Origin of the sequence: Pseudomonas sp. Sample_21 (genome assembly GCF_004307525.1) — a bacterium.
Classification (GTDB): Bacteria; Pseudomonadota; Gammaproteobacteria; order Pseudomonadales; family Pseudomonadaceae; genus Aquipseudomonas; species Aquipseudomonas atacamensis.
Window position 1 is genome coordinate 1 of record NZ_RCNZ01000107.1, and the last position, 24,507, is coordinate 24,507.

General features: G+C 61.6%; 23 protein-coding genes. 8 read left to right on the forward strand and 15 right to left on the reverse strand.

The features are described 5' to 3' along the window. On the forward strand, positions 1-1,511 hold a 1,511-nt coding region (lnt, locus tag D8U71_RS20575; RefSeq protein WP_130888554.1), incomplete at its 5' end, for an apolipoprotein N-acyltransferase. A gap of 116 nt (positions 1,512-1,627) precedes the next feature. On the opposite strand, the gene D8U71_RS20580 is transcribed toward lnt, so the two are convergent. Continuing rightward, positions 1,628-2,389, reverse strand: coding sequence for a YdcF family protein (locus D8U71_RS20580; protein ID WP_016773039.1), 762 nt, complete (start codon positions 2,387-2,389; stop codon positions 1,628-1,630). A gap of 104 nt (positions 2,390-2,493) precedes the next feature. After that, complete coding sequence (locus tag D8U71_RS20585) at positions 2,494-2,817, reverse strand: hypothetical protein (protein ID WP_024014441.1); 324 nt, start codon at positions 2,815-2,817, stop codon at positions 2,494-2,496. Positions 2,818-3,072: 255 nt separating this feature from the next. Between D8U71_RS20585 and leuS the strand changes: the two genes are divergently transcribed. The 5 genes from leuS to D8U71_RS20610 all read left to right on the forward strand — a co-directional run bounded on the left by leuS (position 3,073) and on the right by D8U71_RS20610 (position 9,180). Then, positions 3,073-5,679 (forward strand): leucine--tRNA ligase, encoded by a 2,607-nt coding sequence (leuS, locus tag D8U71_RS20590; RefSeq protein WP_125925940.1) that lies wholly within the window; start codon positions 3,073-3,075, stop codon positions 5,677-5,679. Positions 5,680-5,767: 88 nt separating this feature from the next. Then, entirely contained in the window at positions 5,768-6,373 is a 606-nt protein-coding gene (lptE, locus tag D8U71_RS20595; protein WP_016773037.1) for an LPS assembly lipoprotein LptE, read from the forward strand. Between the two features lie 39 nt (positions 6,374-6,412). After that, the gene (holA, locus tag D8U71_RS20600) at positions 6,413-7,450 is read left to right on the forward strand and encodes a DNA polymerase III subunit delta (protein WP_016773036.1); all 1,038 of its coding nucleotides are present in this window, start codon (positions 6,413-6,415) and stop codon (positions 7,448-7,450) included. A 182-nt stretch (positions 7,451-7,632) separates the two neighbouring features. Beyond that, the gene (gene arfA / locus D8U71_RS20605) at positions 7,633-7,797 is read left to right on the forward strand and encodes an alternative ribosome rescue factor ArfA (RefSeq protein ID WP_016773035.1); all 165 of its coding nucleotides are present in this window, start codon (positions 7,633-7,635) and stop codon (positions 7,795-7,797) included. Between the two features lie 60 nt (positions 7,798-7,857). Beyond that, positions 7,858-9,180, forward strand: a complete 1,323-nt coding sequence (locus tag D8U71_RS20610; protein WP_016773034.1) for a lytic murein transglycosylase — start codon at positions 7,858-7,860, stop codon at positions 9,178-9,180. Positions 9,181-9,297: 117 nt separating this feature from the next. Here D8U71_RS20610 and D8U71_RS20615 read toward each other — a convergent pair whose 3' ends face one another. The 13 genes from D8U71_RS20615 to D8U71_RS20675 all read right to left on the reverse strand — a co-directional run bounded on the left by D8U71_RS20615 (position 9,298) and on the right by D8U71_RS20675 (position 21,844). Continuing rightward, on the reverse strand, positions 9,298-10,248 hold the full coding sequence (locus D8U71_RS20615) for an LD-carboxypeptidase (RefSeq protein ID WP_130888555.1): 951 nt from the start codon (positions 10,246-10,248) through the stop codon (positions 9,298-9,300). 132 nt (positions 10,249-10,380) lie between these two features. Beyond that, on the reverse strand, positions 10,381-11,379 hold the full coding sequence (gene lipA, locus D8U71_RS20620) for a lipoyl synthase (protein WP_160768663.1): 999 nt from the start codon (positions 11,377-11,379) through the stop codon (positions 10,381-10,383). A gap of 25 nt (positions 11,380-11,404) precedes the next feature. Then, the gene (lipB, locus tag D8U71_RS20625) at positions 11,405-12,052 is read right to left on the reverse strand and encodes a lipoyl(octanoyl) transferase LipB (RefSeq protein WP_024014445.1); all 648 of its coding nucleotides are present in this window, start codon (positions 12,050-12,052) and stop codon (positions 11,405-11,407) included. Beyond that, positions 12,052-12,327, reverse strand: a complete 276-nt coding sequence (locus D8U71_RS20630) for a DUF493 domain-containing protein (protein ID WP_024014446.1) — start codon at positions 12,325-12,327, stop codon at positions 12,052-12,054. The genes lipB and D8U71_RS20630 overlap by 1 nt, the downstream gene beginning before the upstream one ends. An 86-nt stretch (positions 12,328-12,413) precedes the next feature. Further along, on the reverse strand, positions 12,414-13,571 hold the full coding sequence (locus D8U71_RS20635) for a D-alanyl-D-alanine carboxypeptidase family protein (RefSeq protein ID WP_016773028.1): 1,158 nt from the start codon (positions 13,569-13,571) through the stop codon (positions 12,414-12,416). Positions 13,572-13,758: 187 nt separating this feature from the next. Further along, the gene (locus D8U71_RS20640) at positions 13,759-14,769 is read right to left on the reverse strand and encodes a septal ring lytic transglycosylase RlpA family protein (RefSeq protein WP_016773027.1); all 1,011 of its coding nucleotides are present in this window, start codon (positions 14,767-14,769) and stop codon (positions 13,759-13,761) included. Beyond that, positions 14,769-15,779 carry a lytic murein transglycosylase B gene (mltB, locus tag D8U71_RS20645; RefSeq protein WP_130888556.1) on the reverse strand — a complete coding sequence of 337 codons (1,011 nt, stop codon included), beginning with the start codon at positions 15,777-15,779 and terminating at the stop codon, positions 14,769-14,771. The genes D8U71_RS20640 and mltB overlap by 1 nt, the downstream gene beginning before the upstream one ends. A 17-nt stretch (positions 15,780-15,796) precedes the next feature. After that, entirely contained in the window at positions 15,797-16,900 is a 1,104-nt protein-coding gene (gene rodA, locus D8U71_RS20650; protein WP_050977864.1) for a rod shape-determining protein RodA, read from the reverse strand. Positions 16,901-16,931: 31 nt separating this feature from the next. Then, on the reverse strand, positions 16,932-18,827 hold the full coding sequence (gene mrdA, locus D8U71_RS20655) for a penicillin-binding protein 2 (RefSeq protein ID WP_071173699.1): 1,896 nt from the start codon (positions 18,825-18,827) through the stop codon (positions 16,932-16,934). A 10-nt stretch (positions 18,828-18,837) separates the two neighbouring features. Beyond that, positions 18,838-19,305 carry a 23S rRNA (pseudouridine(1915)-N(3))-methyltransferase RlmH gene (rlmH, locus tag D8U71_RS20660; protein ID WP_011063671.1) on the reverse strand — a complete coding sequence of 156 codons (468 nt, stop codon included), beginning with the start codon at positions 19,303-19,305 and terminating at the stop codon, positions 18,838-18,840. A gap of 9 nt (positions 19,306-19,314) precedes the next feature. Continuing rightward, on the reverse strand, positions 19,315-19,809 hold the full coding sequence (rsfS, locus tag D8U71_RS20665; protein WP_016773024.1) for a ribosome silencing factor: 495 nt from the start codon (positions 19,807-19,809) through the stop codon (positions 19,315-19,317). Between the two features lie 72 nt (positions 19,810-19,881). Next, positions 19,882-20,571, reverse strand: a complete 690-nt coding sequence (gene nadD, locus D8U71_RS20670) for a nicotinate-nucleotide adenylyltransferase (RefSeq protein WP_016773023.1) — start codon at positions 20,569-20,571, stop codon at positions 19,882-19,884. 1 nt (position 20,572) lies between these two features. Beyond that, positions 20,573-21,844 carry a glutamate-5-semialdehyde dehydrogenase gene (locus tag D8U71_RS20675; RefSeq protein ID WP_125925937.1) on the reverse strand — a complete coding sequence of 424 codons (1,272 nt, stop codon included), beginning with the start codon at positions 21,842-21,844 and terminating at the stop codon, positions 20,573-20,575. A gap of 177 nt (positions 21,845-22,021) precedes the next feature. Between D8U71_RS20675 and D8U71_RS20680 the strand changes: the two genes are divergently transcribed. Both D8U71_RS20680 and D8U71_RS20685 read left to right on the forward strand, forming a co-directional pair. Continuing rightward, entirely contained in the window at positions 22,022-22,747 is a 726-nt protein-coding gene (locus D8U71_RS20680) for a DNA-3-methyladenine glycosylase (RefSeq protein ID WP_130888570.1), read from the forward strand. Positions 22,748-22,902: 155 nt separating this feature from the next. Beyond that, entirely contained in the window at positions 22,903-24,219 is a 1,317-nt protein-coding gene (locus D8U71_RS20685; RefSeq protein ID WP_130888557.1) for a bifunctional DedA family/phosphatase PAP2 family protein, read from the forward strand. Positions 24,220-24,507 lie beyond the last annotated feature (288 nt).

Genomic DNA, 24,507 nt, shown 5'->3' on the forward strand with positions numbered 1-24,507 from the left:
CCCGCCCCGGCTGGCCCGGTAACCTGCTGGCCGTGGCGGCCGGTGCAATCACCACATTCGCTCTCGCACCGTTCGACATCTGGCCGCTGGCATTGCTGGCGGTCGGTTTGTTCTACGCCGGCTTGCGTGAGCTGAGCCCGCGCCAGGCGCTCGGCCGTGGCTGGTGCTTCGGCTTCGGTCTGTTCGGTGCCGGCACCAGTTGGATCTATTACAGCATTCATCATTTCGGTGGTGCTTCGGTGTTGCTCGCCGGGTTCCTGATGCTGCTGTTCACCGCGGCGATTGCCTGGTTCTTCGCCCTGCCCGCGTGGCTGTGGGCGCGTTGGTTGCGGCGTAACGAAGCACCGCTGGCAGATGCCTTGGCCTTTGCTGCGTTATGGGTCGGCCAGGAAGCATTTCGCGGCTGGTTCCTTACCGGTTTCCCATGGCTTTATTCCGGTTACAGCCAGCTCGACGGCCCGCTGGCCGGGCTCGCGCCGGTGGGCGGGATGTGGCTGGTTTCGTTTGTTCTGGCACTGACCGCAGCGCTGATCTACAACGCTCCGCGTTTGTTGCAGGCGCGCCGCAAAGGTTTTATCGCGGCCGGCGTGGTACTGCTGGCGGGGCCTTGGGTGGCGGGTATCGCGCTCAAGAGCCACGCGTGGACCAGCCCGTCGGGCGCACCGCTGACCGTGGCTGCAATTCAGGGCAACGTCGCGCAAAGCATGAAATGGGACCCGGCCGAGCTCAACGCGCAACTGGCGCTGTACCGTGATCTGAGTTTCCGTTCCAAACCGGTCGATCTGCTGATCTGGCCGGAAACCGCCGTGCCGGTATTGAAGGAGTCCGCCGAGGGCTATCTGACGATGATGGGCAACTTCGCCGCCGAGCGTAAATCAGCGTTGATCACCGGTGTGCCGATTCGCCAGACCGTGCATCACGAGCGGCGCTTCTTCAACGGCATCACCGTGGTCGGCGAAGGCGATGGCACTTACCTGAAGCAGAAACTGGTGCCGTTCGGCGAGTACGTGCCGTTGCAGGACGTGTTGCGCGGCTTGATCGCGTTCTTCGACCTGCCGATGTCGGACTTCGCGCGCGGCCCGTCGGATCAAGCGCTCTTGCAAGCCAAGGGTTACCAGATCGCACCGTTTATCTGCTACGAAGTGGTCTATCCGGAATTCGCCGCCGGCCTGTCGGCACGCAGTGATCTGCTGCTGACGATCAGCAACGACACCTGGTTCGGCACGTCCATCGGCCCGCTGCAGCATTTGCAGATGGCGCAGATGCGCGCGCTGGAAGCCGGACGCTGGATGATCCGCGCGACCAACAACGGCGTTACCGGCCTGATCAATCCGTTCGGGCAGATCACCGAGCAGATTCCGCAGTTCGAACAAGGCGTGTTGTATGGCGAAGTGGTACCGATGCACGACCTGACGCCGTACCTGCAATGGCGTTCGTGGCCGCTGATCGTGTTGTGCCTGCTGCTGTTTGGCTGGGCGTTGATGGCCAGCCGCATGTCGAAGACCCTCTGAGAAATGTGGCGAGGGGATTTATCCCCGCTGGAGTGCGCAGCAGTCCCCTCTTCTGAAGGCAAGAGAGGGGCCGCTACGCGCCCCATCGGGGATAAATCCCCTCGCCACAATGATCTTCAGCGGTAAAACAACGAATACCCCACCTGCCCCACCGCTTCATTGAGCAACTGCCCGCTCTGCCAGATCGACTTGAACTCCGGCAGCCAGCCGCCAAATGGCCGTGCGTTATCGGTACCGAGGAAACCCACCGGTGCCGGCACCACCTCAAAACCCGCCTGCTCAAAGCTCCACACCGCACGCGGCATGTGCCACGCCTGCGTCACCACGACAACCCGCTTGAGCCCCTGGGGCAAGAGAATATCTGCCGTCATCTTCGCGTTCTCCCATGTGGTGCGGCTCTCGCCTTCCTGCCAGCGCACGCTCACGTCGAAGTCATCACGCAACGAATCCGCCATCAACTTCGCCTCGGTCGGGGGCGTGCCGTAATGCAGGCCGCCGCTGGTCAGAATCGGCAGGCCCGAGGCCTTGGCCAGGCGTGCGGCGTAACGCTGGCGCTCAAGGCCGACGCCGGTCGGCTGGTCTTCGCCCCAAGCCAGATCACCGCGCTCACGCCCCGAGCCCAGCACCACAATCGCATCGGCGCGTTGCGCCAGCGTCGCCCATTCCTGCCGCGCCAGCGGCGGCTCTCGTTCCAGCGCCTTGGCGCTCCACTGCACGACCACCGGCAGGCTCATCAGCCACAGGCCGCCAAAGCCGAAGGCAAAACACACACCCGCCAGACGCGGCCGCGAGCGGCGCAGCCACCAGGCCGCCAGCAACAGCAGCAAAAGAATGCCGGGCGGCAGTAAAAGTTGTTTGATGAAATAGCGAAAGGGCATCGGGCATCTCCAAAGATGCCCGAAGCCTAAGAGTGTTGATTACGCGTTACAACCAGTAGGCCGGATCCGGTTGCAAAAGATCCGTTTCATGACCTGCCATGCGCTTACTTGGCCTGCACAGAACGCACCTTGCCGGTGTCTCTGCGCGGCGCCTTGTCCTTGAGCCAGATGACCTTGGCCGAATGTGCTGCATCGAGCTGCTTCACTGCTTGAGACAGGCATCCCTGCGTTTCACGTTCACTGCGATCCAGATAGGCCTTGACCAGTTTGAACTCGGCGGGACTCAAGCCACGCAATTCCAGTTCCAGGGGGCGCTCGTCGCGCAGCCGGTCGGCGGTTTTCACGGCGTCCAGCGCCATGCCCAGACGATCGATCAACCTTTCATACAACTCGGGTTTCGTTACGTTCTTTTTCCGTTGCTCCACCATCCCTCACCTCATTGAAGATAAGACTCACTCCCCAATTAGAGCTTAGCTTCGCTGCACGAACCGGCTACACGCCGCGACCAACGGCCCTCGTCGCCCAAAAGCTCGGGCAAACAGCTGTAATCAGGGTTTCCCTCGGCCAAGCGCGGTCATGTATGCTACGGCGCTTCCTGTCATTCCACTTCCAGCGCACCCGGGCCATCCCGTATGCCGCCGTCGAAGAGGATTAGGCCACCCCTATCCAGTACAAAAGTAGCCATGCACGAACAATATCAGCCACGTGAGATCGAAGCCGCCGCCCAGTCGTTCTGGGATGAGCAAAAGTCCTTTGAAGTTAGTGAACAGCCAGGCAAGGAAACCTACTACTGCCTGTCGATGTTCCCTTACCCCAGCGGCAAGCTGCACATGGGCCACGTGCGCAACTACACCATTGGCGACGTGATCTCGCGCTACCAGCGCATGCAGGGCAAGAATGTTCTGCAGCCCATGGGTTGGGATGCGTTCGGCATGCCGGCGGAAAACGCCGCAATGAAAAACAACGTAGCGCCCGCCAAGTGGACCTACGAGAACATCGCCTACATGAAGTCGCAGCTGCGCAGCCTCGGCCTCGCGGTGGACTGGTCCCGTGAAGTGACCACCTGCAAGCCGGACTACTACCGCTGGGAACAATGGCTGTTCACCCGCCTGTTCGAAAAAGGCGTGATCTACCGTAAAAACGGCACCGTGAACTGGGACCCGGTCGACCAGACCGTTCTGGCCAACGAGCAAGTCATCGACGGCCGTGGCTGGCGCTCCGGCGCGCTGATCGAAAAGCGCGAAATCCCGATGTACTACTTCAAGATCACCGCTTACGCCGACGAGCTGCTGGAAAGCCTCGATGAACTGACTGGCTGGCCGGAACAGGTCAAGACCATGCAGCGCAACTGGATCGGCAAGTCCCGTGGCATGGAAGTGCAGTTCCCGTACAACGTCGATTCGATCGGCGAAGCCGGCACCCTGAAAGTCTTCACCACCCGTCCGGACACCCTGATGGGCGCGACCTACGTCGCCGTGGCTGCCGAGCACCCGCTGGCCACCCTGGCCGCGCAGAACAATGCCGAGCTGCAAGCGTTCATCGCTGAATGCAAGGGCGGCAGCGTCGCTGAAGCCGATGTCGCCACCCAGGAAAAGAAAGGCCTGCCGACCGGCCTGTTCGTCGAGCACCCGCTGACCGGCGAGAAGCTGCCGGTGTGGGTCGCCAACTACGTGCTGATGCACTACGGCGACGGCGCGGTCATGGCGGTTCCGGCGCACGACGAGCGCGATTTCGAATTCGCGCACAAGTACAATCTGCCGGTGAAATCGGTGGTGCGCACCAGCTCCGGTGATACCAACCCGGCGCCATGGCAAGACGCCTATGGCGAGCACGGCACGCTGATCAACTCCGGTGAATTCGACGGCCTCGACTTCGCCGGCGCGTTCGACGCCATGGAAGTCGCCCTGATCAAGAAACAACTCGGCGCCTCGCGCACCCAGTTCCGCCTGCGCGACTGGGGCATCAGCCGCCAGCGCTACTGGGGCTGCCCGATCCCGATCATCCACTGCGCCACGTGCGGCGACGTGCCGGTGCCGGAAGATCAACTGCCGGTCGTATTGCCGGAAGACGTGGTGCCGGACGGCGCCGGTTCGCCGCTGGCGCGCATGCCCGAGTTCTACGAATGCAGCTGCCCGAAATGCGGCGCGCCGGCCAAGCGTGAAACCGACACCATGGACACCTTCGTCGAGTCGTCGTGGTACTACGCCCGTTACGCCTCGCCGCACTTTGAAGGTGGCCTGGTGGAAAAATCCGCGGCCGATCACTGGCTGCCGGTGGATCAGTACATCGGTGGTATCGAACACGCCATTCTGCACCTGCTCTACGCGCGCTTCTTCCACAAGTTGATGCGCGACGAAGGTCTGGTCAGCTCCAACGAGCCGTTCAAGAACCTGCTGACCCAGGGCATGGTGATCGCCGAGACCTACTATCGTCGCGAAGCCAACGGTGCTTACACCTGGTTCAACCCGGCAGACGTAGAACTTGAGCGTGACAGCAAAGCCAAGGTGATCAGCGCCAAGCTGAAGTCCGACGGCCTGCCGGTGGAAATCGGCGGTACCGAGAAGATGGCCAAGTCGAAGAACAACGGCGTCGACCCGCAGTCGATGATCGACCAGTTCGGTGCCGACACCTGCCGCCTGTTCATGATGTTCGCCTCGCCGCCTGACATGAGCGCGGAATGGTCCGATTCCGGCGTTGAAGGTTCGCACCGTTTCCTCAAGCGCGTCTGGCGTCTGGCGCAAGCCCACGTGACCCAGGGCCTGCCGGGCAAACTGGATATCGCCGCTCTGAACGACGAGCAGAAAACCGTGCGTCGTGCGATTCACCTGGCGATCAAGCAGGCCAGCCATGACGTCGGCCAGAACCACAAATTCAACACGGCCATCGCTCAGGTGATGACGCTGATGAACGTGCTGGAAAAAGCCGCCCAAGGCACCGAACAGGACCGTGCGCTGCTGCACGAAGGTCTGGAAGCGGTGACCCTGCTGCTGGCACCGATCACCCCGCACATCAGCCACGAACTGTGGAAGCAGTTGGGTCACGCCGATGCGGTGATCGATGCAGGCTGGCCGGCCGTGGACGAAAGTGCCTTGGTGCAGGACAACCTGACCCTGGTCATTCAGGTCAACGGCAAGCTGCGCGGGCAGATCGAAATGCCGGCCGGCGCCACCCGCGAAGAGATCGAAGCCGCTGCACGCATCAACGAAAACGTGCTGCGTTTCGTCGACGGCCTGACCATTCGCAAAGTGATCGTGGTGCCGGGCAAACTGGTCAACATCGTCGCCAGCTAAATTGGATCGGCTGCCAGGCTCGCCTGGCAGCCAGTAAAACCTTTCGGGCCGCAGAGTCGGCTCACCTGGTTTCAAGGGGAGCAACACAATGATCAAACGCAATCTGCTGGTGATGGGCCTCGCCGTTCTGCTGAGCGCCTGCGGTTTCCAGTTGCGTGGTACCGGCACCAACGAACTGTCGATCAAGGAAATCGACCTGAGCGCGCGTAACGCTTATGGCGAAACCGTAAGACAGCTGCGTCAGACGCTGGAGTCCAGCGGCGTCAAGGTCTACACAGGCGCGCCGTACAAGCTGTATCTGGCTGACGAACAGGAAAGCCAGCGCATTCTCAGCTATGCCGGTGCCGGGCGCACAGGCGAGTATCAGGTCAACACTGTGCTGAGCTATGACATCCGCGGCGACAAAGACCTGTCCCTGCTCAGCGACAAGCTCGAAGTGCAGAAGGTGTTCATTCACGACGGCAACAACCTCGTCGGCTCCGATCAGGAAGCCAACGACGCCCGTCATGAAATCCGTCGCGAGCTGGTGCAACGCATGATGCTGCGCCTGTCGCAGCTGACCCCGGGCCAGTTGCAGCAACTGCAGCAAACCGCCAACGACCGCGCCAAGGCTGAAGCCGATGCGCTGGAAGCGGCGCAGAAGGCTGAGGCGGAAACTCCGCGTCAGTCGCCGCTCGAAATCCCGCAGCAGTAAGACGGTCGGGGCGCTCAGGCGCCCCGCTCGCCCTTCTTTATGAAGCTCGCACCCGCGCAACTCGGCAAACACCTGCAAGGCGCACTCGCGCCGGTCTACATCATCAGCGGCGATGATCCGTTGCTGTGTCAGGAAGCCGCCGACGCCATCCGCACCGCTGCCCGTCAGCAAGGTTTCGACGAACGCCAAGTGTTCGCCGCCGACGCCAATTTCGATTGGGGTACGTTGTTGCAGGCCGGCGCAAGCATGTCGCTGTTCGCCGAAAAACGCCTGCTGGAACTGCGCCTGCCGTCCGGTAAACCTGGCGACAAAGGCGCCGCTGCGCTGATCGAATACTGCTCACGCCCCGCTGAAGACACTGTCCTGCTGATCAGCTTGCCGAAGCTCGATGGCAGCGCGCAGAAAACCAAGTGGGGCAAGGCACTGGTCGAAGGCCAACAGACCCAGTTCGTGCAGATCTGGCCGGTGGATGCCAATCAGCTGCCGAGCTGGATTCGTCAGCGCCTGTCCCAGGCAGGCTTGTCGGCCAGTCAGGACGCCGTCGAATTGATTGCCGCGCGTGTCGAAGGCAACCTGCTCGCCGCCGCCCAGGAAATCGAAAAGCTCAAACTGATGGCCGAAGGTGGGCAGATCACCGTTGAAACCGTGCAGGCCGCCGTGGCCGACAGTGCCCGGTTTGACGTGTTCGGCCTGACCGACGCGGTACTCAACGGCGAACCGGCCCACGCCTTGCGCATGCTTGAGGGTTTGCGCGGCGAAGGCGTCGAACCGCCGGTGATCCTCTGGGCACTGGCGCGGGAGTTGCGCCTGTTGGCCAACATTTCCCTGCAATACAGCCAGGGCACGCCACTGGACAAGTGTTTCAGCCAGTCGAAACCGCCGGTCTGGGACAAGCGCAAGCCGCTGATGAGCAAGGCTTTGCAACGCTACTCGGCGCAACGCTGGGCGCAATTGCTGCTTGAAGCGCAGCGTATCGACGCGCAGATCAAGGGCCAGGCGGCGGGTTCGCCGTGGATGAGCTTGAGTCGTCTGGCGTTGTTGATGGCAGGCCAGCGCCTGACACTTCCTGCCGAATAACCTGTTTCCCGCATAACGGCCATTCGCGAGCAAGCTCGCTCCCACATTGAAATGCATTCCAAATGTGGGAGCGAGCTTGCTCGCGAAAGCGCCAGAACATTCCTACACAACAGGCACTGGACAGACGCCCAACATCGGCAGATTATTTGCCGCGCCAAACCCACTCAATCCAGAGAACACTCATGAGCAAAAAGCCAGCAAAGCATGGCCCCAACAAGGCCAAATCCATCGTCGCCCAGCCCTTGTTTCGCAGCCGCCAGGAACGACCCGCCAAGGGCAAAGGCAGCTACCGCCGCGAAGCCTTCCGGTCTGACAACCGGGAGGCTTTTTACTTTCTGGCTGCCTGAAGCGCACTACCCCTCGCTCATGTTAAGGTCTGCACCTGATTCGTTTCCCTGGAACTGTGCATGCCCCCAAGTCTTTCCCGTCGTTGGCCCGTGCGCCAATTGATCGCTGCCTCCAGCTTCATCCTGCTTGTCGCCTGCGCGGAAAAACCCACCGCCGCCGATGCACAACCGCTTCAAGCCGCCCCGGTTACCACGGCCCCAGCGATTATTCCGCCGGTTGTGCCGTCCGCCGACCCGCTCGATATTCAACCGACCCAGACCTTTGCCGAATGGCAGGCGGGCTTCCGCAAGGACGCCCTCGCCGCCGGGATTCGCCCCGAGCTGTTCGATCAGGCATTTGCCAACATCAGCTTCGACGCCAGCGTGATCCGTGCCGATCGCAGTCAGCCGGAGTTTTCCCGCCCGGTGTGGGAATACCTCGACGGTGCGCTGTCGCCATTGCGCGTCCGCAAGGGCCAGGCGTTGATCAATCAGTACGCCGACATTCTGCAAAGCATCGAGCAGCGTTATGGCGTTGATCGCCAGGCACTGGTGTCGGTGTGGGGCATGGAAAGCAATTTCGGTCAGTTTCAGGGCAGCAAGTCGGTGATCAACTCGCTGGCCACCCTTGCCTACGAAGGCCGTCGTCCTGGCTTTGCTCACGCGCAATTGATTGCCGCCCTGCAGATTCTGCAACAGGGCGATATCACCCCGGAGAAAATGCTCGGCTCCTGGGCCGGAGCGATGGGCCAGACCCAGTTCATTCCGACCACTTACAACACCCACGCCGTGGACTTTGACGGTGACGGTCGCCGCGACATCTGGGGCAGCCCGGCCGATGCGCTGGCCTCGACCGCGCATTACCTGCAAAGCTCGGGCTGGCAGCGTGGCCAGCCGTGGGGTTTCGAAGTGCAATTGCCGAGCGGCTTCAACTACACCCTGGCCGATGGCGCGATTCGCAAAAGCGTCGCCGAATGGCGGCAACTGGGCGTGAACCTGCCCAATGGCGCGCAGGTGCCAGCCGGTTCCGAACAACTGTCGGCCGCCCTGCTGCTGCCGGCCGGTTATCGCGGCCCGGCGTTCCTGATCCTCGACAACTTCCGGGCGATTCTCAAGTACAACAATTCGTCGTCGTATGCGCTGGCGGTGAGCCTGTTGTCCGAGCGCTTTGAAGGCGCGGGCCTGATCAATGGCGACTGGCCGAAAGATGATCTGCCGCTGAGCCGCACCGAGCGCATCGAACTGCAGACGCTATTAAGCGCGCGTAATTACGACGCCGGCACAGCGGACGGGATTATCGGCGCCAATACGCGCAAGGCCATTCGCAGTGCCCAGCAGGCGCTGGGCTGGCCGGCGGATGGGTATCCTACGCACAAGTTGCTTGAGAGCCTGCGCGCCCAATAAAAGCATCGCGGGCAAGCCCGCTCCCACAGGGTTCTGGTTGAAACACGATTGTGTATCCGACTCATAACCTGTGGGAGCGGGCTTGCCCGCGATGACTGAATGTCAGGCGACCAATTTCTAGACTTTGATCACCACATCCTGCTCCAGCAGCAACGCCTGCTTCCCCGCATCCAGGCGCACCAGCGCGCCCAACGGCAGTGTCAGGTTCGGGTCGCAATGGCCACTGCGCCAACCCGACAGCACCGGAATCCGCAACGGCTCAAAGGTTTGCTTGAGCAGCCGATTCAGCGCGTCGACCTCCACCCCGGCGATATCACCGACCAGCACACCGCGCAGTCGGGCCAGCTTGCCGGCCAGACGCATCTGGGTCAGCAGGCGATCAATGCGATACAGCGGCTCGTTGATGTCCTCGATGAACAGAACTGCGCCTTCGACATCAATCTCGTAGGGCGTGCCGAGGGTTGCAGCAATCATTGCCAGGTTGCCGCCGAGCAAACGCCCGTGAGCGATGCCCGGTTCGACGGTGGATAACGGATAAGCCGCCGGATGGCTCAGTACACTCCCTGACTTCATTTGCCCGCGCAGCATAGCGAAGAATGATGTAACGGTCGGCGGCTCCTTGTCGCCGAGCAGGTCGGCATTGAGCAGCGGGCCGTGAAAGGTCACAAACCCGGCGTAGCGACTGATGGCCAGGTGCAGCGCGGTGATGTCGCTATAGCCGACAAACGGCTTGGCATGCCGGCTGAGCAGGTCGTAATCGATTCGGTCCAGCAGACGCGGCGTGCCGTAGCCGCCGCGCAGGCAAATGATCGCGTCGACTTCAGGATCAGCGAATGCCGCGTGCAGATCGCGCAGGCGTACGTCGTCACTGCCGGCCAGATAGCCGTCCTTCTCATAGACACCCGGAAACACCTTCAGCCCATAGCCGCGCGCGCGCATCCATTGCAGCGCTTTTTCAGTATCGAGGGCGCCGGGGCCGGCAGGCGCGATGACGCCAATCGTCCCTTCGGAGGGCAGCGCCGGTACGGGTCGGTGGGCAATCAGGGTGTGGCTCGGTCGAACGGTCATCCTTGGGCTCCAGCGGTAAAGTCATGCACACACAGTAGTCAGCTGAAGAGACAAACAAAAGCCCCTTGTCTCAGGCAAAAAAATGCCCGCCGAGGAACCGTCCTCGGCGGGCATTTTTACATCAGCAGTGAATCAGGAACCCAGCAGCTCGGCCTTGACCAGCTTCGCCTGCTCGTCGGCGTGGTACGAGGAACGTACCAGCGGGCCCGAAGCGACGTTCTTGAAGCCCATCTTGTAACCTTCTTCGGCGAACCAGGCGAAAGTGTCCGGGTGCACGAAACGCTGCACCGGCAAGTGACTGCGCGACGGTTGCAGGTACTGCCCGAGGGTCAGCATGTCGATGTCGTGTTCGCGCATGCGCTTCATGACTTCGATGACTTCCTCGTCGGTCTCGCCCAGACCCAGCATCAGGCCGGACTTGGTCGGAATGTGCGGCATCATCTGCTTGAAGCGTTGCAGCAGGGTCAGCGACCACTGGTAATCCGAGCCCGGACGCGCAGCCTTGTACAGGCGCGGCACGGTTTCCAGATTGTGGTTGAACACATCCGGCGGCTCGGCAGCGGTGATTTCCAGGGCGATGTCCATGCGCCCACGGTAGTCCGGGACCAGGGTCTCGAGCTGCACGTTTGGCGACAGTTTGCGGATTTCGCGGATGCAGTCGGCAAAGTGCTGGGCACCGCCGTCACGCAGGTCGTCGCGGTCCACCGACGTGATCACCACGTATTTGAGCTTGAGGTCGGCGATGGCGATGGCCAGGCTTTCCGGCTCGTTGACGTCCAGTGGCTTCGGACGACCGTGGCCAACGTCGCAGAACGGGCAGCGACGAGTGCAGATGTCGCCCATGATCATGAAGGTTGCGGTGCCGCCGGAGAAGCATTCGCCGAGGTTCGGGCAGGACGCTTCTTCGCAGACACTGTGCAGCTTGTGCTTGCGCAGCAGGCTCTTGATGCGATCGACTTCCGGCGAAACCGGGATGCGCACGCGGATCCAGTCGGGTTTCTTCGGCAGTTCGGTGGTCGGAATGATCTTGACCGGGATGCGTGCAACCTTCTCGGCGCCGCGCAGCTTGACGCCGGCTTCAACCTTGGGACGCGGGGCCGGGCGCTCGGTCACGTCGAGCGTCGGGATCATGGTTTGCACTGCATCAGTAGTCATATCAGTCGATTCCGCCCGTGAGGGTCGTCTGCTCAGCATAGTCGAGGTGTTTGACGAGCTGCGCGCGCAGCCGGGCACTTACCTCGGCAAATTCAATCGATCCTGCGTGATCGCTCAGCTGGGTCATGGCCAGCCCGGCGTAGCCGCAGGGATTAATCCGTCGAAACGGTTCCAGGTTCATATCCACGTTCAGGGCCAGGCCATGAAAGGAACAACCGTGGCGAATGCGCAAACCCAGAGAAGCGATTTTCGCTCCATCGACGTATACGCCGGGAGCATCTGGCTTGGCGGCGGCGGTGACGCCGTAGCTGGCCAGCAGTTCGATCAGGCAGGCTTCCATGCGGCTGACCAGATCACGCACGCCGAAACCCAGCTTGCGTACATCCAGTAACAGATAAGCCACCAGTTGCCCGGGGCCATGATAAGTCACTTGGCCGCCACGATCGACCTGCACCACCGGAATATCTCCCGGCAGCAACAGGTGTTCAGCCTTGCCGGCCTGGCCCTGGGTGAACACCGGCGGGTGTTCGACGAGCCAGATTTCGTCGGCGGCAGCATTGCCGCGTTCGTTGGTAAAGCGCTGCATGGCATGCCAGACCGGCTCGTAAGCCATCTGGCCCAGCTCGCGAAAGCCCAGCGTGCCGTGCATCACAACACCATGTGCACGATGCCGGAAGCCCGCAGTTCGCTGTTGATGTTGTACAGCTGATCCTGGTCGGTGGCGACGATGTGCAACTGGATGGTGGTGTATTTGCCGTTGCTGCTTTGACGCTCGTCGATGCGCTCATCATTGATGGTCGCGTGTTTCAGGACGATCGCGATGATCTTGTCCTTGTTGCCAACACCCGTATCACTGATCACCTTGATCGGATAATCGGTCTGGGGAAATTCGATCTTTGGCGCCTTTACTTCGGTATCGGTCATGGCGTAACGGCCTCTAGAGTGCAAGCCGTGGTAACGCACATGGCCCCGCACCGGATCGGGGCGGGGCCATGCAGGTCAACACAAAATCAGTTGAACAAGCCGTAGAAGAATAGACGGATGCTATCCCACATGCGGCGGAAGATACCACCCTCCTCGACGCCATCCAGAGCGATCAGGTCAGCGCTGTGCACTACCTTGTCTTCCAGTTTGACTTCGACTTTACCGATCACGTCGCCCTTGGCGATTGGCGCAACCAGTTGCGGGTTCATGGTCATGCTGGCAGCGAGCTTCTTCAGCTGGCCTTTTGGCAGAGTCATGGTCAGGTCTTGCGCCAGGCCGGCCTTGACTTGGCTGGTGGTGCCTTTCCATACCGGCGCCTGCGCCAGTTCGGTGCCCTTCTGATAGAAGGTCTGGGTTTCGAAGAAGCGGAAACCGTAGGTCAGCAGCTTCTGGGTTTCAGCCGCGCGGGCCACTTCGCTGTTGGTGCCGAACACCACGGCGATCAGACGCTGGCCGTCACGTACCGCCGAGGACACCATGCAGTAGCCGGCTTCATCAGTGTGGCCGGTTTTCAGACCGTCAACGGTCTTGTCGCGCCACAGCAGCAGGTTGCGGTTAGGCTGCTTGATGCCGTTCCAGAAGAACTCTTTCTGCGAGTAGATCGCATAGTGAGCCGGGTCTTCGTGGATGATCGCACGGGCCAGAATCGCCATGTCGTGCGCCGACGAGTAGTGCTCAGGGTTTGGCAGACCGGTCGGGTTCATGAAGTGGGTATTGGTCATGCCCAGTTCGGTGACGGTCTTGTTCATCAGATCGGCGAACGCGTCTTCGCTGCCGGCGATGTGCTCGGCCAAGGCGACGCTGGCGTCGTTACCCGACTGGATGATGATGCCGTGCAGCAGGTCGCTGACAGTCACCTGCGAACCGACCTTGATGAACATCCGCGAACCGCCGGTGCGCCAGGCGTTTTCGCTGACGGTCACCGGATCGTTTTCACCGATCTGACCGCGACGGATTTCCAGGGTCGCGATGTACGCGGTCATCAGCTTGGTCAGGCTGGCCGGTGGCAGACGCTGGTCGCCGTTGTTTTCGACCAGCACGTTGCCGCTGCTGGCGTCCATCAGAACATAGGCCTTGGCGGCCAGTTGTGGTGGCGACGGCATCATCTCGGCCGCGAAGGCGGCTGGCGAGAGGAGCAGCGGGACTAGCAGACACAGGCGTTTGGCAAAGGTGGTGATGTTCATCCGTCTCTCGAAATCGCTAATGGAAACTTGCCCGAAGGCAAAACTTATTCAGACAGCCTTCTAACGGGCCATCGCGTGTTCAGTTGCTCACTCCAGTCACCCTTGCCGGGCTTTTGTTCTTCGACGAGCCAACAACCTGGTTCACCCCCCGAATACCGCAAGTGAACCGTCAATCAAGGTCTACGTGTTACTCGGTGACCACGCTGGGCGAACCCAGATTGGCCAGCCGCACACTGTTCTGCACCTGGGCGATCTCACCCGGCGAGCCGATCGGCCCCAGGCGTACCCGGTGCAGGGTCTGCTGATTGCGCACGATCGAGCTGATGAACACCGGCGCGCTCACCATCCCGCTGAGCTTCGACCTCAGCAGTTCGGCAGCGTCCGGGTTGGCGAACGCGCCCACCTGCAGATACTGGCCAGACGCTGGTGCAGAAGCGTTTTTTTTTGCATCGATCTGCACGGGCACCACGGCCGCGGCGTGTTGCTGCGGCGGCGGTGTCCATTGCTCGACGGTGCCGGCCGAAGCCGTAATCACTGGCGCGCTATTCTGCGCCACTTGCGGCTCGTTGAGCATCAGCGGCGCCGGACGGCCCTTGGCCGCCCACCACTGCTGCGGATCGATGCCTTCGACCTTGACCCGCGCGGTGCCGGTCTCGGCATAGCCGAGTTTCTTCGCCGCTGCGTAGGACAAGTCGATGATGCGATCGGAGTAGAACGGCCCACGGTCGTTGACGCGCAGGATCACGGTCTTGTTGTTGTCCAGGTTGGTCACCCGAACGTAACTTGGCAGCGGCAAGGTCTTGTGCGCGGCACTCATGCCGTACAGGTCATACACTTCGCCGTTGGCGGTGTTCTGACCATGAAACTTGGTGCCGTACCAGGACGCCGTGCCCGAAGCCACGTAGGTCTTGGATTCCTGCAACGGAAAATAGGTCTTGCCCAGCACGGTGTACGGATTGGCCTTGTACGGGCCGGTGTGCAGGGTCGGTGTCGCATCCGGGATGCGCGAAACATCGACATCCCACCACGGCGCGCCGTCTTTGTGCGCGCGGTTGATGTCCAGGCCCGGTTGGGCGCGGACAGCGGTGGACGGGGTTTTCTGCGTCGGCGTACGGCTGGTCGTGCAACTGGCGACCAGGACTGCCAACGCAGCGAAAGCCACCAGCTTCAGGGGTTTATTGTTAGGCAATGCCTGCATTACTTGACGCCCCGTGCTTGTACCAGCTGTTCAGACAGTTGATGTACGGCCATGGCGTACATCACGCTGCGGTTATAACGCGTGATCGCGTAGAAATTCTGCAGGCCCATCCAGTATTCAGGGCCGTTGTCGCCTTCGAGGCGAAATGCGGTAACCGGCATATCATCGCGCAGCGCATCATGACTTGACCAGCCCAGCGCCCGCAACTCTGCGACCGTCTTCACCGGCTCGATACCGGTGGTCAGCCCTTCATCGGCCTGCTCGCCCCGCACATCGGCGCGGCTGACCACCGGCTCACCGGCAACCCAGCCATGACGCTTGAAGTAACTGGCGACGCTGCCAATGGCATCGTCCGGGTTGTTCCAGATATTGATGTGGCCATCACCGTCGAAGTCCACCGCGTAGGCGCGAAAGCTGCTCGGCATGAACTGCGGCAGGCCCATGGCCCCGGCGTACGAGCCTTTCAGGGTCAGCGGGTCGACCTGCTCCTCACGGGCCAGCAGGAGGAACTCACGCAGTTCCTTGCGGAAAAATTCGGCACGGGGAGGATAGTCGAAGCCGAGGGTCGATAAAGCATCGATCACGCGGAAATTACCGGTATTACGTCCGAAAAAGGTCTCGACGCCGATGATCGACACGATCACTTGTGCCGGCACGCCGTATTCCTGCTCGGCACGGGCCAGGGTCGCCTCGTGCTGACGCCAGAAGTCGACACCCCGGGCGATGCGCGCGTCAGTGATGAACATCGGGCGATATTCATTCCACTGCTTGACCCGTTCGGCGGGTTTGGAGATGGCGTCGAGAATCGACTGCTTGCGTTGCGCCTCGCGGAACACACCCATCAGTTGTTCACCGGCGAAACCGTAGTCGCGGGTCATTTCGCCGACGAATTCGGCCACCTGCGGCGAGCCTTCATAGTCGCCGGCCAGCGCTTCCTGCACGCTACCCAGCAGGCCCACCAGGCCAACCAGCGGCGCGCATCGAGTCGCCCAGCCACGCATTACTTGCATTGCACTCTTCACCTTATTCAAACCTGTGCGATCCACTTGCGATGGGTATGGATCGACATCAAAACCCCAAACGCTGACAGCAGCGTCACCAGCGAAGTTCCTCCGTAGCTAATGAACGGCAACGGCACCCCCACGACCGGCAACAGGCCACTGACCATACCGATGTTGACGAAAACGTAAACAAAAAAAGTCATGGTCAACGCGCCGGCGAGCAATTTGCCGAACAGCGTTTGCGCCTGGGCGGTGATCACCAGCCCGCGACCGATCAACAACAGATAGATCAGCAGCAGCGCGCAAATCCCCACCAGACCGAACTCTTCGCCAAGCACGGCGATGATGAAGTCGGTGTGGCTTTCCGGGAGAAAGTCCAGGTGTGACTGGGTGCCGAGCAGCCAGCCTTTGCCGAATACGCCACCGGAACCGATCGCGGCTTTGGACTGGATGATGTTCCAGCCGGTACCGAGCGGATCGCTTTCCGGGTCGAGGAAAGTCAGGACCCGCTGCTTCTGATAGTCGTGCATGACGAAGAACCACATCGCCACCGACACCGGCACCGCCGCCGCCAGCACGCTGAGAATCCAGCGCCAGCGCAGGCCGCCCATGAACAGGACGAAGGCGCCACCGGCGAGAATCAGCAGCGAGGTACCGAGATCGGGCTGGCGCACGATCAGAATGAACGGCACGCCAATCAGCATCAGGCTGATGCCGACGTGCTTGAGCTGCGGCGGCAGCGTGCGTTTGGACAGGTACCAGGCGATGGTTGCCGGCATCAGGATCTTCATGAATTCCGAGGGCTGGAAGCGGATCACCCCGGGGATGTTGATCCAGCGCGTGGCGCCCATGGCGTTGTGGCCCATGATGTCGACGACGATCAGCAATATCACACCAATCACGTAACCGAGCGGCACCCAGCGGGCCATGAAACGCGGCTCGAACTGGGCGATGACAATCATCGCCACCAGGCCGATGCCGAAGGATGTGGCCTGCTTGCCGAGCAGATCCCAGCTCTTGCCGCTGGCCGAATACAGCACGAACAGGCTGCCGGCGGCGAGGATCAGCAACAGGATCAACAGCGGGCCATCGATATGCAGTCTTTGCAGCAACGTCGCGCGGCGACGCATCACATCCTCGCTGGAGAGCATGCGATCGAAATTATTCATCACGGGCCGGGGCCTCCGCAGTGATAGGGCTGGCGTACTCGGCTTTCAGGTGGCCATCCTGGTCGAGCAACCAGGCGTCCATGACCTGGCGCACCACTGGCGCGGCAACGCCGGAACCGGACTCACCGTTCTCGACCATCACCGACACGACGATTTTCGGATCATCGGCCGGGGCGAAGCCGACGAACAGGGCGTGGTCGCGGTGGCGTTCCTGGACCTTGGAGCGGTCGTATTTCTCGCCCTGCTTGATCGCCACCACCTGCGCGGTACCGGACTTGCCGGCGATGCGGTATTGCGCGCCGATCGCCGCTTTGCGCGCGGTACCCCGGGCACCGTGCATCACTTGCTGCATGCCGTGGTTGACCTTGTTCCAGTCGGACGGGTCGCGCAGGACGATGTTCGGCATCGGGTTTTCATCCACCGGTTTGACCCCGTCGAGGGACTTGGCCAGGTGCGGACGGTTCCAGATGCCTTTGTTGGCCACCAGCGCCGTGGCCTGGGCCAGTTGCAGCGGCGTCGACTGCATATAGCCCTGGCCGATCCCGAGAATCAGGGTTTCGCCGGGGAACCACGCCTGTTTGCGCGTTGCGCGTTTCCATTCGCGCGACGGCATCAGGCCCGGGGACTCTTCGAACATGTCCAGCGAGACCTTCTGGCCGATGCCGAACTTGTTCATATAGGTCGACAGCCGATCGATGCCGAGCTTGTGCGCCAGGTCATAGAAGTAGGTGTCGTTGGACCGCATGATCGCCGTGTCGAGGTCGACGAAGCCGTCACCGGTACGGTTCCAGTTGCGATACTTGTGGTCGTAGTTGGGCAGCATGTAATAGCCCGGGTCGAACACCCGGCTCGAAGCCGTGACCACGCCAGCGTCAAGACCGGCAATCGCTACCGCCGGTTTGATCGTCGAGCCCGGCGGGTACAGACCACGCAGCACGCGGTTGAACAGCGGCCGGTCGATGGAATCACGCAACTCGGCGTAGGCCTTGAAGCTGATGCCGGTGACGAACAGGTTGGGGTCGAAACTCGGCTGACTGACCATCGCCAGCACTTCGCCGGTTTTCGGATCGAGCGCCACCACCGCGCCACGTCGCCCGCCCAGCGCGGCCTCGGCGGCTTCCTGCAACTTGATGTCGAGGCTCAGGACGATGTCCTTGCCGGGAATCGGATCGGTGCGTTTGAGCACCCGCAACACGCGGCCACGGGCGTTGGTCTCGACTTCCTCGTAACCGACCTGACCGTGCAATTCCGGCTCGTAGAACCGCTCGATGCCGGTCTTGCCGATGTGGTGGGTGCCGCTGTAGTTGACCGGATCCAGCGATTTCAGCTCTTTCTCGTTGATCCGCCCCATGTAGCCCACCGAGTGCGCAAAATGCGCGCCCTGCGGGTAATGCCGGACCAGTTGCGCGACCACTTCCACCCCGGGCAGGCGGAACTGGTTCACCGCGATCCGGGCGATCTGCTCTTCGGTCAGCTCGAACAGTATTGGCACCGGCTCGAACGGCCGGCGCCCCTGACGCATGCGTTTCTCGAAGATCACCCGGTCCTCGGGCGTCAGCTCCAGCACCTCGACGATGACGTCGAGCACCTGTTGCCAATCGCCGGAGCGCTCGCGGGTCATGCTCAGACTGAAGCTCGGCCGGTTGTCGGCCACGACTACGCCGTTGCGGTCGAAAATCAGCCCGCGCGTCGGCGGAATCGGCTGCACATGGACGCGGTTGTTTTCCGACAGGGTCGAGTGGTACTCGTACTGGATCACCTGCAGGTAATACAGACGCGCGATCAACACACAGATCAGCGCCACAATCACGATCGCACCGAACACGACACGGCTGCGCACCAGACGGGCGTCCTTTTCGTGGTCCTTGATGCGGATCGGCTGAGACATGAGGGCAGGCTTACTTGTGGTAAGGGTGGCCGGACAACACGGTCCAGGCACGGTACAACTGTTCGCCGATCAGGATCCGCACCAGCGGGTGCGGCAAGGTCAGCGGCGACAATGACCAGCGCTGGTCAGCGCGGGCACAGACTTCCGGTGCCAGCCCTTCCGGGCCGCCGACCATGAAGTTGACCGTGCGCGAATCCAGGCGCCAGCGATCGAGTTCGACCGCCAGTTGCTCGGTGCTCCACGGCTTGCCGTGAACCTCCAGCGTGACGATCCGCTCGTTGTGCCCGACCTTGGCCAGCATGGCTTCGCCTTCCTGGCGGATGAAACGGGCCACGTCGGCATTCTTGCCACGGGTGTTGAGCGGAATTTCCACCAGTTCCAGCGCCAGCTCGGACGGAAGACGCTTGGCATATTCATGCCAGCCTTCTTCCACCCACTTGGGCATGCGTGAACCGACGGCGATCAGGCGCAGTCGCACAGCGATCCCTTAGAACTGGTCTTTGTTGAGCTTGGTGAAATGCTCGTGGGTGTTTTCCGGGCTGTGGTGCTTGGCATCGGCCGCACGGCTTTGCTCGGCACCGGCCCACAGGCGCTCCAGGTCGTAGAACTGACGCGCCGAGGCAGTCATCATGTGCACGATCACCAGATCGAGGTCGAGCAGAACCCAGTCGCTGTCGCCCTTGCCTTCTTCGCCCAGCGGCTTGGCGCCCTGCTTCTTCACTTCCTCGCGGACCTTGTCCAGCATCGCGTTGATCTGGCGATTGGAGGTACCGGTGGCGATGATCATGTAGTCAGTGATGCTCTGCTTGTCGCGCACATCAATGATCTGGATGTCCTGGGCCTTGACGTCTTCCAGCGCAGCGACGGCAATCTTGACCAGTTCGTCGCCCTTGAGCGGCTCGTTGGTGTTGACGGCTTCCGGCAGTGGTGCGCTCTTGAACGTGCCTTTGCGCTTTACTTTCGGTAGATCTTTATCAGTCATATGTAACTCGTTTTGCTCATGTATTCGGCGGCTTGGGGATACGGTGATTCGTATCAGTGAAGCACGCCTTGTTCAGTTCGACGCACGATACAGACCGTGCGCATCGATGTAGGCCAGGACCGCGTCGGGCACCAGGAAACGTACCGACTTACCGCTGGCCAGCAGTTGACGGATCTGGGTGGCGGAAACCGCGAGCGGTGTCTGCCAGACGAATGCAATCTGTCCGCTCGGCCCTTTCAGGGCCAGCGGGTCGCTCACCGAACGCGCTGCCAGCAGGTTGCGCAAGGCATCCGGCGGTTCGCTGTCGGCGTCCGGGCGCTGTAGCACCAGGATGTGGCAATGCTGGAGCAACTCTTCCCAGCGGTGCCAAGTGGGCAGGCCGCAAAATGCGTCCCAGCCCAAAAGCAGAAAAACCTGGGTCTCGGCGGGCATCTCTGCGCGCAGCGACTCCAGGGTATCGATGGTCCAGGACGGTTTGTCCCGCTGCAATTCGCGGGCGTCCACCACCAGCGGCGGCAATCCGGCCACCGCGCACTCGACCATCGCCAGCCGATCCTGCGCCGACACCTGCGGCGTCCCGCGATGTGGCGGGCGCGCGTTCGGCATCAGGCGCAACTCATCCAGCGCCAGCGCTTCGACAACTTCCAGCGCGCCACGCAAATGGCCGATGTGCACCGGGTCGAACGTACCGCCCAGCACGCCAATGCGTTGCGGGCGCGACTCGCTGCCGGTGTGCGGCGCTGTCAGGTCGAGGTCGGTCAAGTCAGACCGTCGCCTGGCCGCGCAACTGGCCATCACCGACCACGATGTACTTCTCGCAGGTCAGCCCCTCGAGCCCGACCGGGCCGCGGGCGTGCAGCTTATCAGTAGAAATGCCGATCTCGGCACCCAATCCGTATTCAAATCCATCGGCAAAGCAGGTCGGCGTGTTGATCATCACCGAGGCCGAGTCGACTTCCGCCACGAACCGCCGGGTGTCGGCGAGGTTTTCGCTGACGATCGAGTCGGTGTGATGGGAGCCGTAATGGTTGATGTGTTCGATCGCCTGCTCCAGACCGTCGACCACGCGGATCGACAGAATCGGCGCCAGGTACTCGGTGTGCCAGTCGTCTTCGCTGGCCGCGACCGCTTCGATGATCGCCCGGGTGCGCTCGCAACCGCGCAGTTCGACGCCTTTGTCGCGGAACTGCGCAGCCATCGACGGCAGGAAATCCCTGGCAACAGCCTGATCGACCAGCAGGGTTTCCATCGCGCCGCAGATACCATAACGGTAAGTCTTGGCGTTGAAAGCGATGCGCTGGGCTTTGGCCAGATCGGCATGTTCGCTGACGTAAACGTGGCAGATGCCGTCCAGATGCTTGATCACCGGCACGCGGGCATCGCGGCTGATGCGTTCAATCAGGCCACGACCGCCGCGGGGCACGATGACGTCGACGTACTCAGGCATGCTGATCAGCGCGCCGACGGCGGCGCGGTCAGTGGTTTCGACCACTTGCACCACAGCGGCGGGCAGTTCGGCTTCGGCCAGACCGCGCTGGATGCACGCGGCAATCGCGCGATTGGAATGAATTGCCTCGGAGCCACCGCGCAGGATGGTCGCGTTGCCGGACTTCAGGCACAGGCTGGCGGCATCGATGGTCACGTTCGGACGGGATTCGTAGATGATCCCGATCACGCCCAGCGGCACGCGCATCTTGCCGACCTGAATGCCCGACGGACGGAAGCTCATGTCGCGGATCGCGCCGACCGGATCCGCCAGTGCAGCGACCTGACGCAAGCCGACGATCATGCCGTCGATGCGTGCCGGGGTCAGTTCCAGACGTTCCAGCAGCGCCGGCTCCAGACCGCTGGCGCGACCGGCAGCCAGATCCAGCTCATTGGCTGCGGCCAGCTCGGCGCGTGCAGCATCCAGAGCATTGGCGGCAGCCTGCAAGGCGCGGTTTTTCTGCGCGGTGCTGGCGCGACCGATGACCCGGGAGGCAGCGCGGGCGGCGCGACCCAATCGGGTCATGTAGTCAAGAACGGACTCAGTCATGGTCTGCTGGGGTCTTGGCAAAGAGGAAAGCGGCAGATTATAGCTGTCGCGTCCCGGGACTAACAGCGGTGACGGGCGGATGGTCGAAATGAGCTGCGTTTGCCCGTCGTTCAGACGTAATTAAGCTCAGCGTTGTTATCATCACGACCTCTTGAGCCTGGATAAACCTTGCCCATCATGACCAACGTGCCCCTTTGCCCCGAGTCCGCGCGCCTGCCCGTGGGCCTGCCGGACAGTTTTTTCGACCGCGACGCCCAGGTTCTGGCGCAGGCGCTGCTCGGCAAAGTCATCCGCCATCGCGTCGGTGATCTGTGGCTGAGTGCGCGAATCATCGAGACTGAAGCCTATTACTTCGCGGAAAAAGGCAGTCATGCCTCGCTCGGTTACACAGAAAAGCGTAAGGCTTTGTTTCTGGATGGCGGCCACATCTATATGTACTACGCCCGCGGCGGTGATTCGCTGAACTTCAGTGCGCAAGGTCCGGGCAATGCCGTGCTGATCAAATCCGCCTATCCGTGGGTCGACGAGGTCAGCGGCCCGGCGAGTCTGGCGCAGATGCTGCTGAACAATCCCGATGCCCAGGGGCGACCGCGGCCGACGCAGAAGTTGTGCGCCGGGCAGACGTTGTTGTGCAAGGCATTGGGTTTGAAAGTACCGATGTGGGACGCCAAGCGTTTCGATCATGAGTTGTTGCTGGTCGAGGACGCGGGGCCGGCACCCTCGCAGATTATTCAAACCACCCGGCTGGGCATCCCGCTGGGCCGTGACGAACACCTGATGTATCGCTTCGTTGACGCTGCGTATGCGCAATGGTGCACGCGGAACCCGCTGCGACGGGGTCAGGTCGAAGGCCGGGATTATATTTTGCTTCCCGTAACCGACGCCGCATCCGTCAATGAATGATGACCTCCCCTGTGGAAGCGAGCCTGCTCGCGAAGGGGTCGTGCCAGCCAACGCTTCTTTCGTCTGACACAGCGTCATTCGCGAGCAGGCTCGCTCCCACAGGTCAGCAGTCCACCGCGTAACAATTACTTAAAGAATGAATGGAGTTTTTCTGTATGGGCCCATGGCTCGATAGCATCACCGGATGGCTCGGCGCCAATCCGCAGTGGCTGGCCGCAGCGGTGTTCATCGTGGCGTGCGTGGAATGTATGGCGATCGCCGGGCTGATCGTGCCGGGCACGGTGCTGCTGTTTGCCGTGGCGGTGCTGGCCGGCAGCGGCGCGCTGTCATTGAGCGAAACGCTGCTGCTGGGCTTTCTTGGCGGCATTCTTGGCGACCTGATTTCCTACTTCCTCGGCCGCCATTTCCACCAGAACATCCGCCGCCTCCCCGGGCTACGCCATCATCCGGAATGGATGGCCGGGGCCGAGTCGTACTTCCAGCGCTATGGCATCGCCAGCCTGCTGGTCGGGCGTTTCATCGGCCCGCTGCGGCCGATGCTGCCGATGGTTGCCGGGATGTGCGACATGCCGTTCCCGCGTTTCTTCGCCGTCAGCCTGCTGGCCGCTGCGGGCTGGAGCTTGGCTTATCTGTTGCCTGGCTGGGCCACGGGCGCAGCGTTCCGCCTGCCATTGCCTGAAGGTTTCTGGCTCGAAGCCGGGATTGTTGCGGCCAGCATTGCGGTGATGGTCGGCCTGAGCGTCAACAGCAGCGTGCGCCGCCATCGTCGCGCGACGATCTGGATCGGCGGCATGAGCCTGTTGATCCTGATCGGGCTGTTTATCGGCTATCCATACCTCACCGCGCTCGACAACGGTGTGATGACTCTGGTGCAGGAACATCGCCAGCCAGCGCTGGACGAAATCGCCGTGACGCTGACCCTGATCGGCGAATTCCGCAACATGCTGCTGTTCAGCGCCCTGCTCGTCATTTTGCTGTTGCTGTGCAAGCAGTGGCGCCAGGCAGTGTTCGCGGGAGCCACCATGCTGATCACCGCCATGGCCAACACCGGCACCAAGTATTTTTTCGCCCGGGTACGCCCGGAAGTGCTCAGCGATCCATTGACCACCTACAGCATGCCCAGCGGCCATGCTTCTGGCGCATTCGCCCTGTTCCTGACGCTGGGTGTCCTGGCCGGACGCGGGCAGCCGCCACGCATGCGCCTGACCTGGCTGCTGATTGCCTGCATCCCGGCATTCTCCATTGCTTTGTCGCGGGTCTATCTCGGCGCGCACTGGCCAACCGACATATTGGCCGGTGCAATGCTGGCCAGCTGCGTCTGCGCCGCGATGCTGTGGTCAAACCAGCGGCAGGCGCCGCTCAACGCCATGCCTTTCAAGATCTGGTGGCTGATCCTGCCGTCCATGGTCGCGCTGTTCGGATTCTTCGTTATGCGCCACTTGCCACATACATTGTTGCGTTACGCCTACTAAAACAGGCAATTTACAAGCGACATTTCTTATACGCCGCTCTTTCGGAACATTCCGACAAGAGCGGCGCTTGCAACCTACGCAAACTTCCTCCCTCCCGGTTAACTTTCCTGGTTATAAAACCGACATTTCCGCATTCTCGATCGACGCAAAACTAGCGTTACATATTCAAGTTGAAACATGCCTGCTCAGTGTTTCGCGCTTTTGAAAAACCGTTAGATTGATGGGCCCGACTCGGACATTTGCTGGCTATCCATATTTATTCAAACCACGCATTGAAGTTCTGCCGAG

Bases quoted from the DNA above. Each gene is read 5' to 3' on its own strand.
- D8U71_RS20580 (WP_016773039.1), bottom strand. From the start codon at position 2,389: ATGCCCTTTCGCTATTTCATCAAACAACTTTTACTGCCGCCCGGCATT.
- D8U71_RS20585 (WP_024014441.1), bottom strand. From the start codon at position 2,817: ATGGTGGAGCAACGGAAAAAGAACGTAACGAAACCCGAGTTGTATGAA.
- leuS (WP_125925940.1), top strand. From the start codon at position 3,073: ATGCACGAACAATATCAGCCACGTGAGATCGAAGCCGCCGCCCAGTCG.
- lptE (WP_016773037.1), top strand. From the start codon at position 5,768: ATGATCAAACGCAATCTGCTGGTGATGGGCCTCGCCGTTCTGCTGAGC.
- holA (WP_016773036.1), top strand. From the start codon at position 6,413: ATGAAGCTCGCACCCGCGCAACTCGGCAAACACCTGCAAGGCGCACTC.
- arfA (WP_016773035.1), top strand. From the start codon at position 7,633: ATGAGCAAAAAGCCAGCAAAGCATGGCCCCAACAAGGCCAAATCCATC.
- D8U71_RS20610 (WP_016773034.1), top strand. From the start codon at position 7,858: ATGCCCCCAAGTCTTTCCCGTCGTTGGCCCGTGCGCCAATTGATCGCT.
- D8U71_RS20615 (WP_130888555.1), bottom strand. From the start codon at position 10,248: ATGACCGTTCGACCGAGCCACACCCTGATTGCCCACCGACCCGTACCG.
- lipA (WP_160768663.1), bottom strand. From the start codon at position 11,379: ATGATCCCGACGCTCGACGTGACCGAGCGCCCGGCCCCGCGTCCCAAG.
- lipB (WP_024014445.1), bottom strand. From the start codon at position 12,052: ATGCACGGCACGCTGGGCTTTCGCGAGCTGGGCCAGATGGCTTACGAG.
- D8U71_RS20630 (WP_024014446.1), bottom strand. From the start codon at position 12,327: ATGACCGATACCGAAGTAAAGGCGCCAAAGATCGAATTTCCCCAGACC.
- D8U71_RS20635 (WP_016773028.1), bottom strand. From the start codon at position 13,571: ATGAACATCACCACCTTTGCCAAACGCCTGTGTCTGCTAGTCCCGCTG.
- D8U71_RS20640 (WP_016773027.1), bottom strand. From the start codon at position 14,769: ATGCAGGCATTGCCTAACAATAAACCCCTGAAGCTGGTGGCTTTCGCT.
- mltB (WP_130888556.1), bottom strand. From the start codon at position 15,779: ATGCAAGTAATGCGTGGCTGGGCGACTCGATGCGCGCCGCTGGTTGGC.
- rodA (WP_050977864.1), bottom strand. From the start codon at position 16,900: ATGCGTCGCCGCGCGACGTTGCTGCAAAGACTGCATATCGATGGCCCG.
- mrdA (WP_071173699.1), bottom strand. From the start codon at position 18,827: ATGTCTCAGCCGATCCGCATCAAGGACCACGAAAAGGACGCCCGTCTG.
- rsfS (WP_016773024.1), bottom strand. From the start codon at position 19,809: ATGACTGATAAAGATCTACCGAAAGTAAAGCGCAAAGGCACGTTCAAG.
- D8U71_RS20675 (WP_125925937.1), bottom strand. From the start codon at position 21,844: ATGACTGAGTCCGTTCTTGACTACATGACCCGATTGGGTCGCGCCGCC.
- D8U71_RS20680 (WP_130888570.1), top strand. From the start codon at position 22,022: ATGACCAACGTGCCCCTTTGCCCCGAGTCCGCGCGCCTGCCCGTGGGC.
- D8U71_RS20685 (WP_130888557.1), top strand. From the start codon at position 22,903: ATGGGCCCATGGCTCGATAGCATCACCGGATGGCTCGGCGCCAATCCG.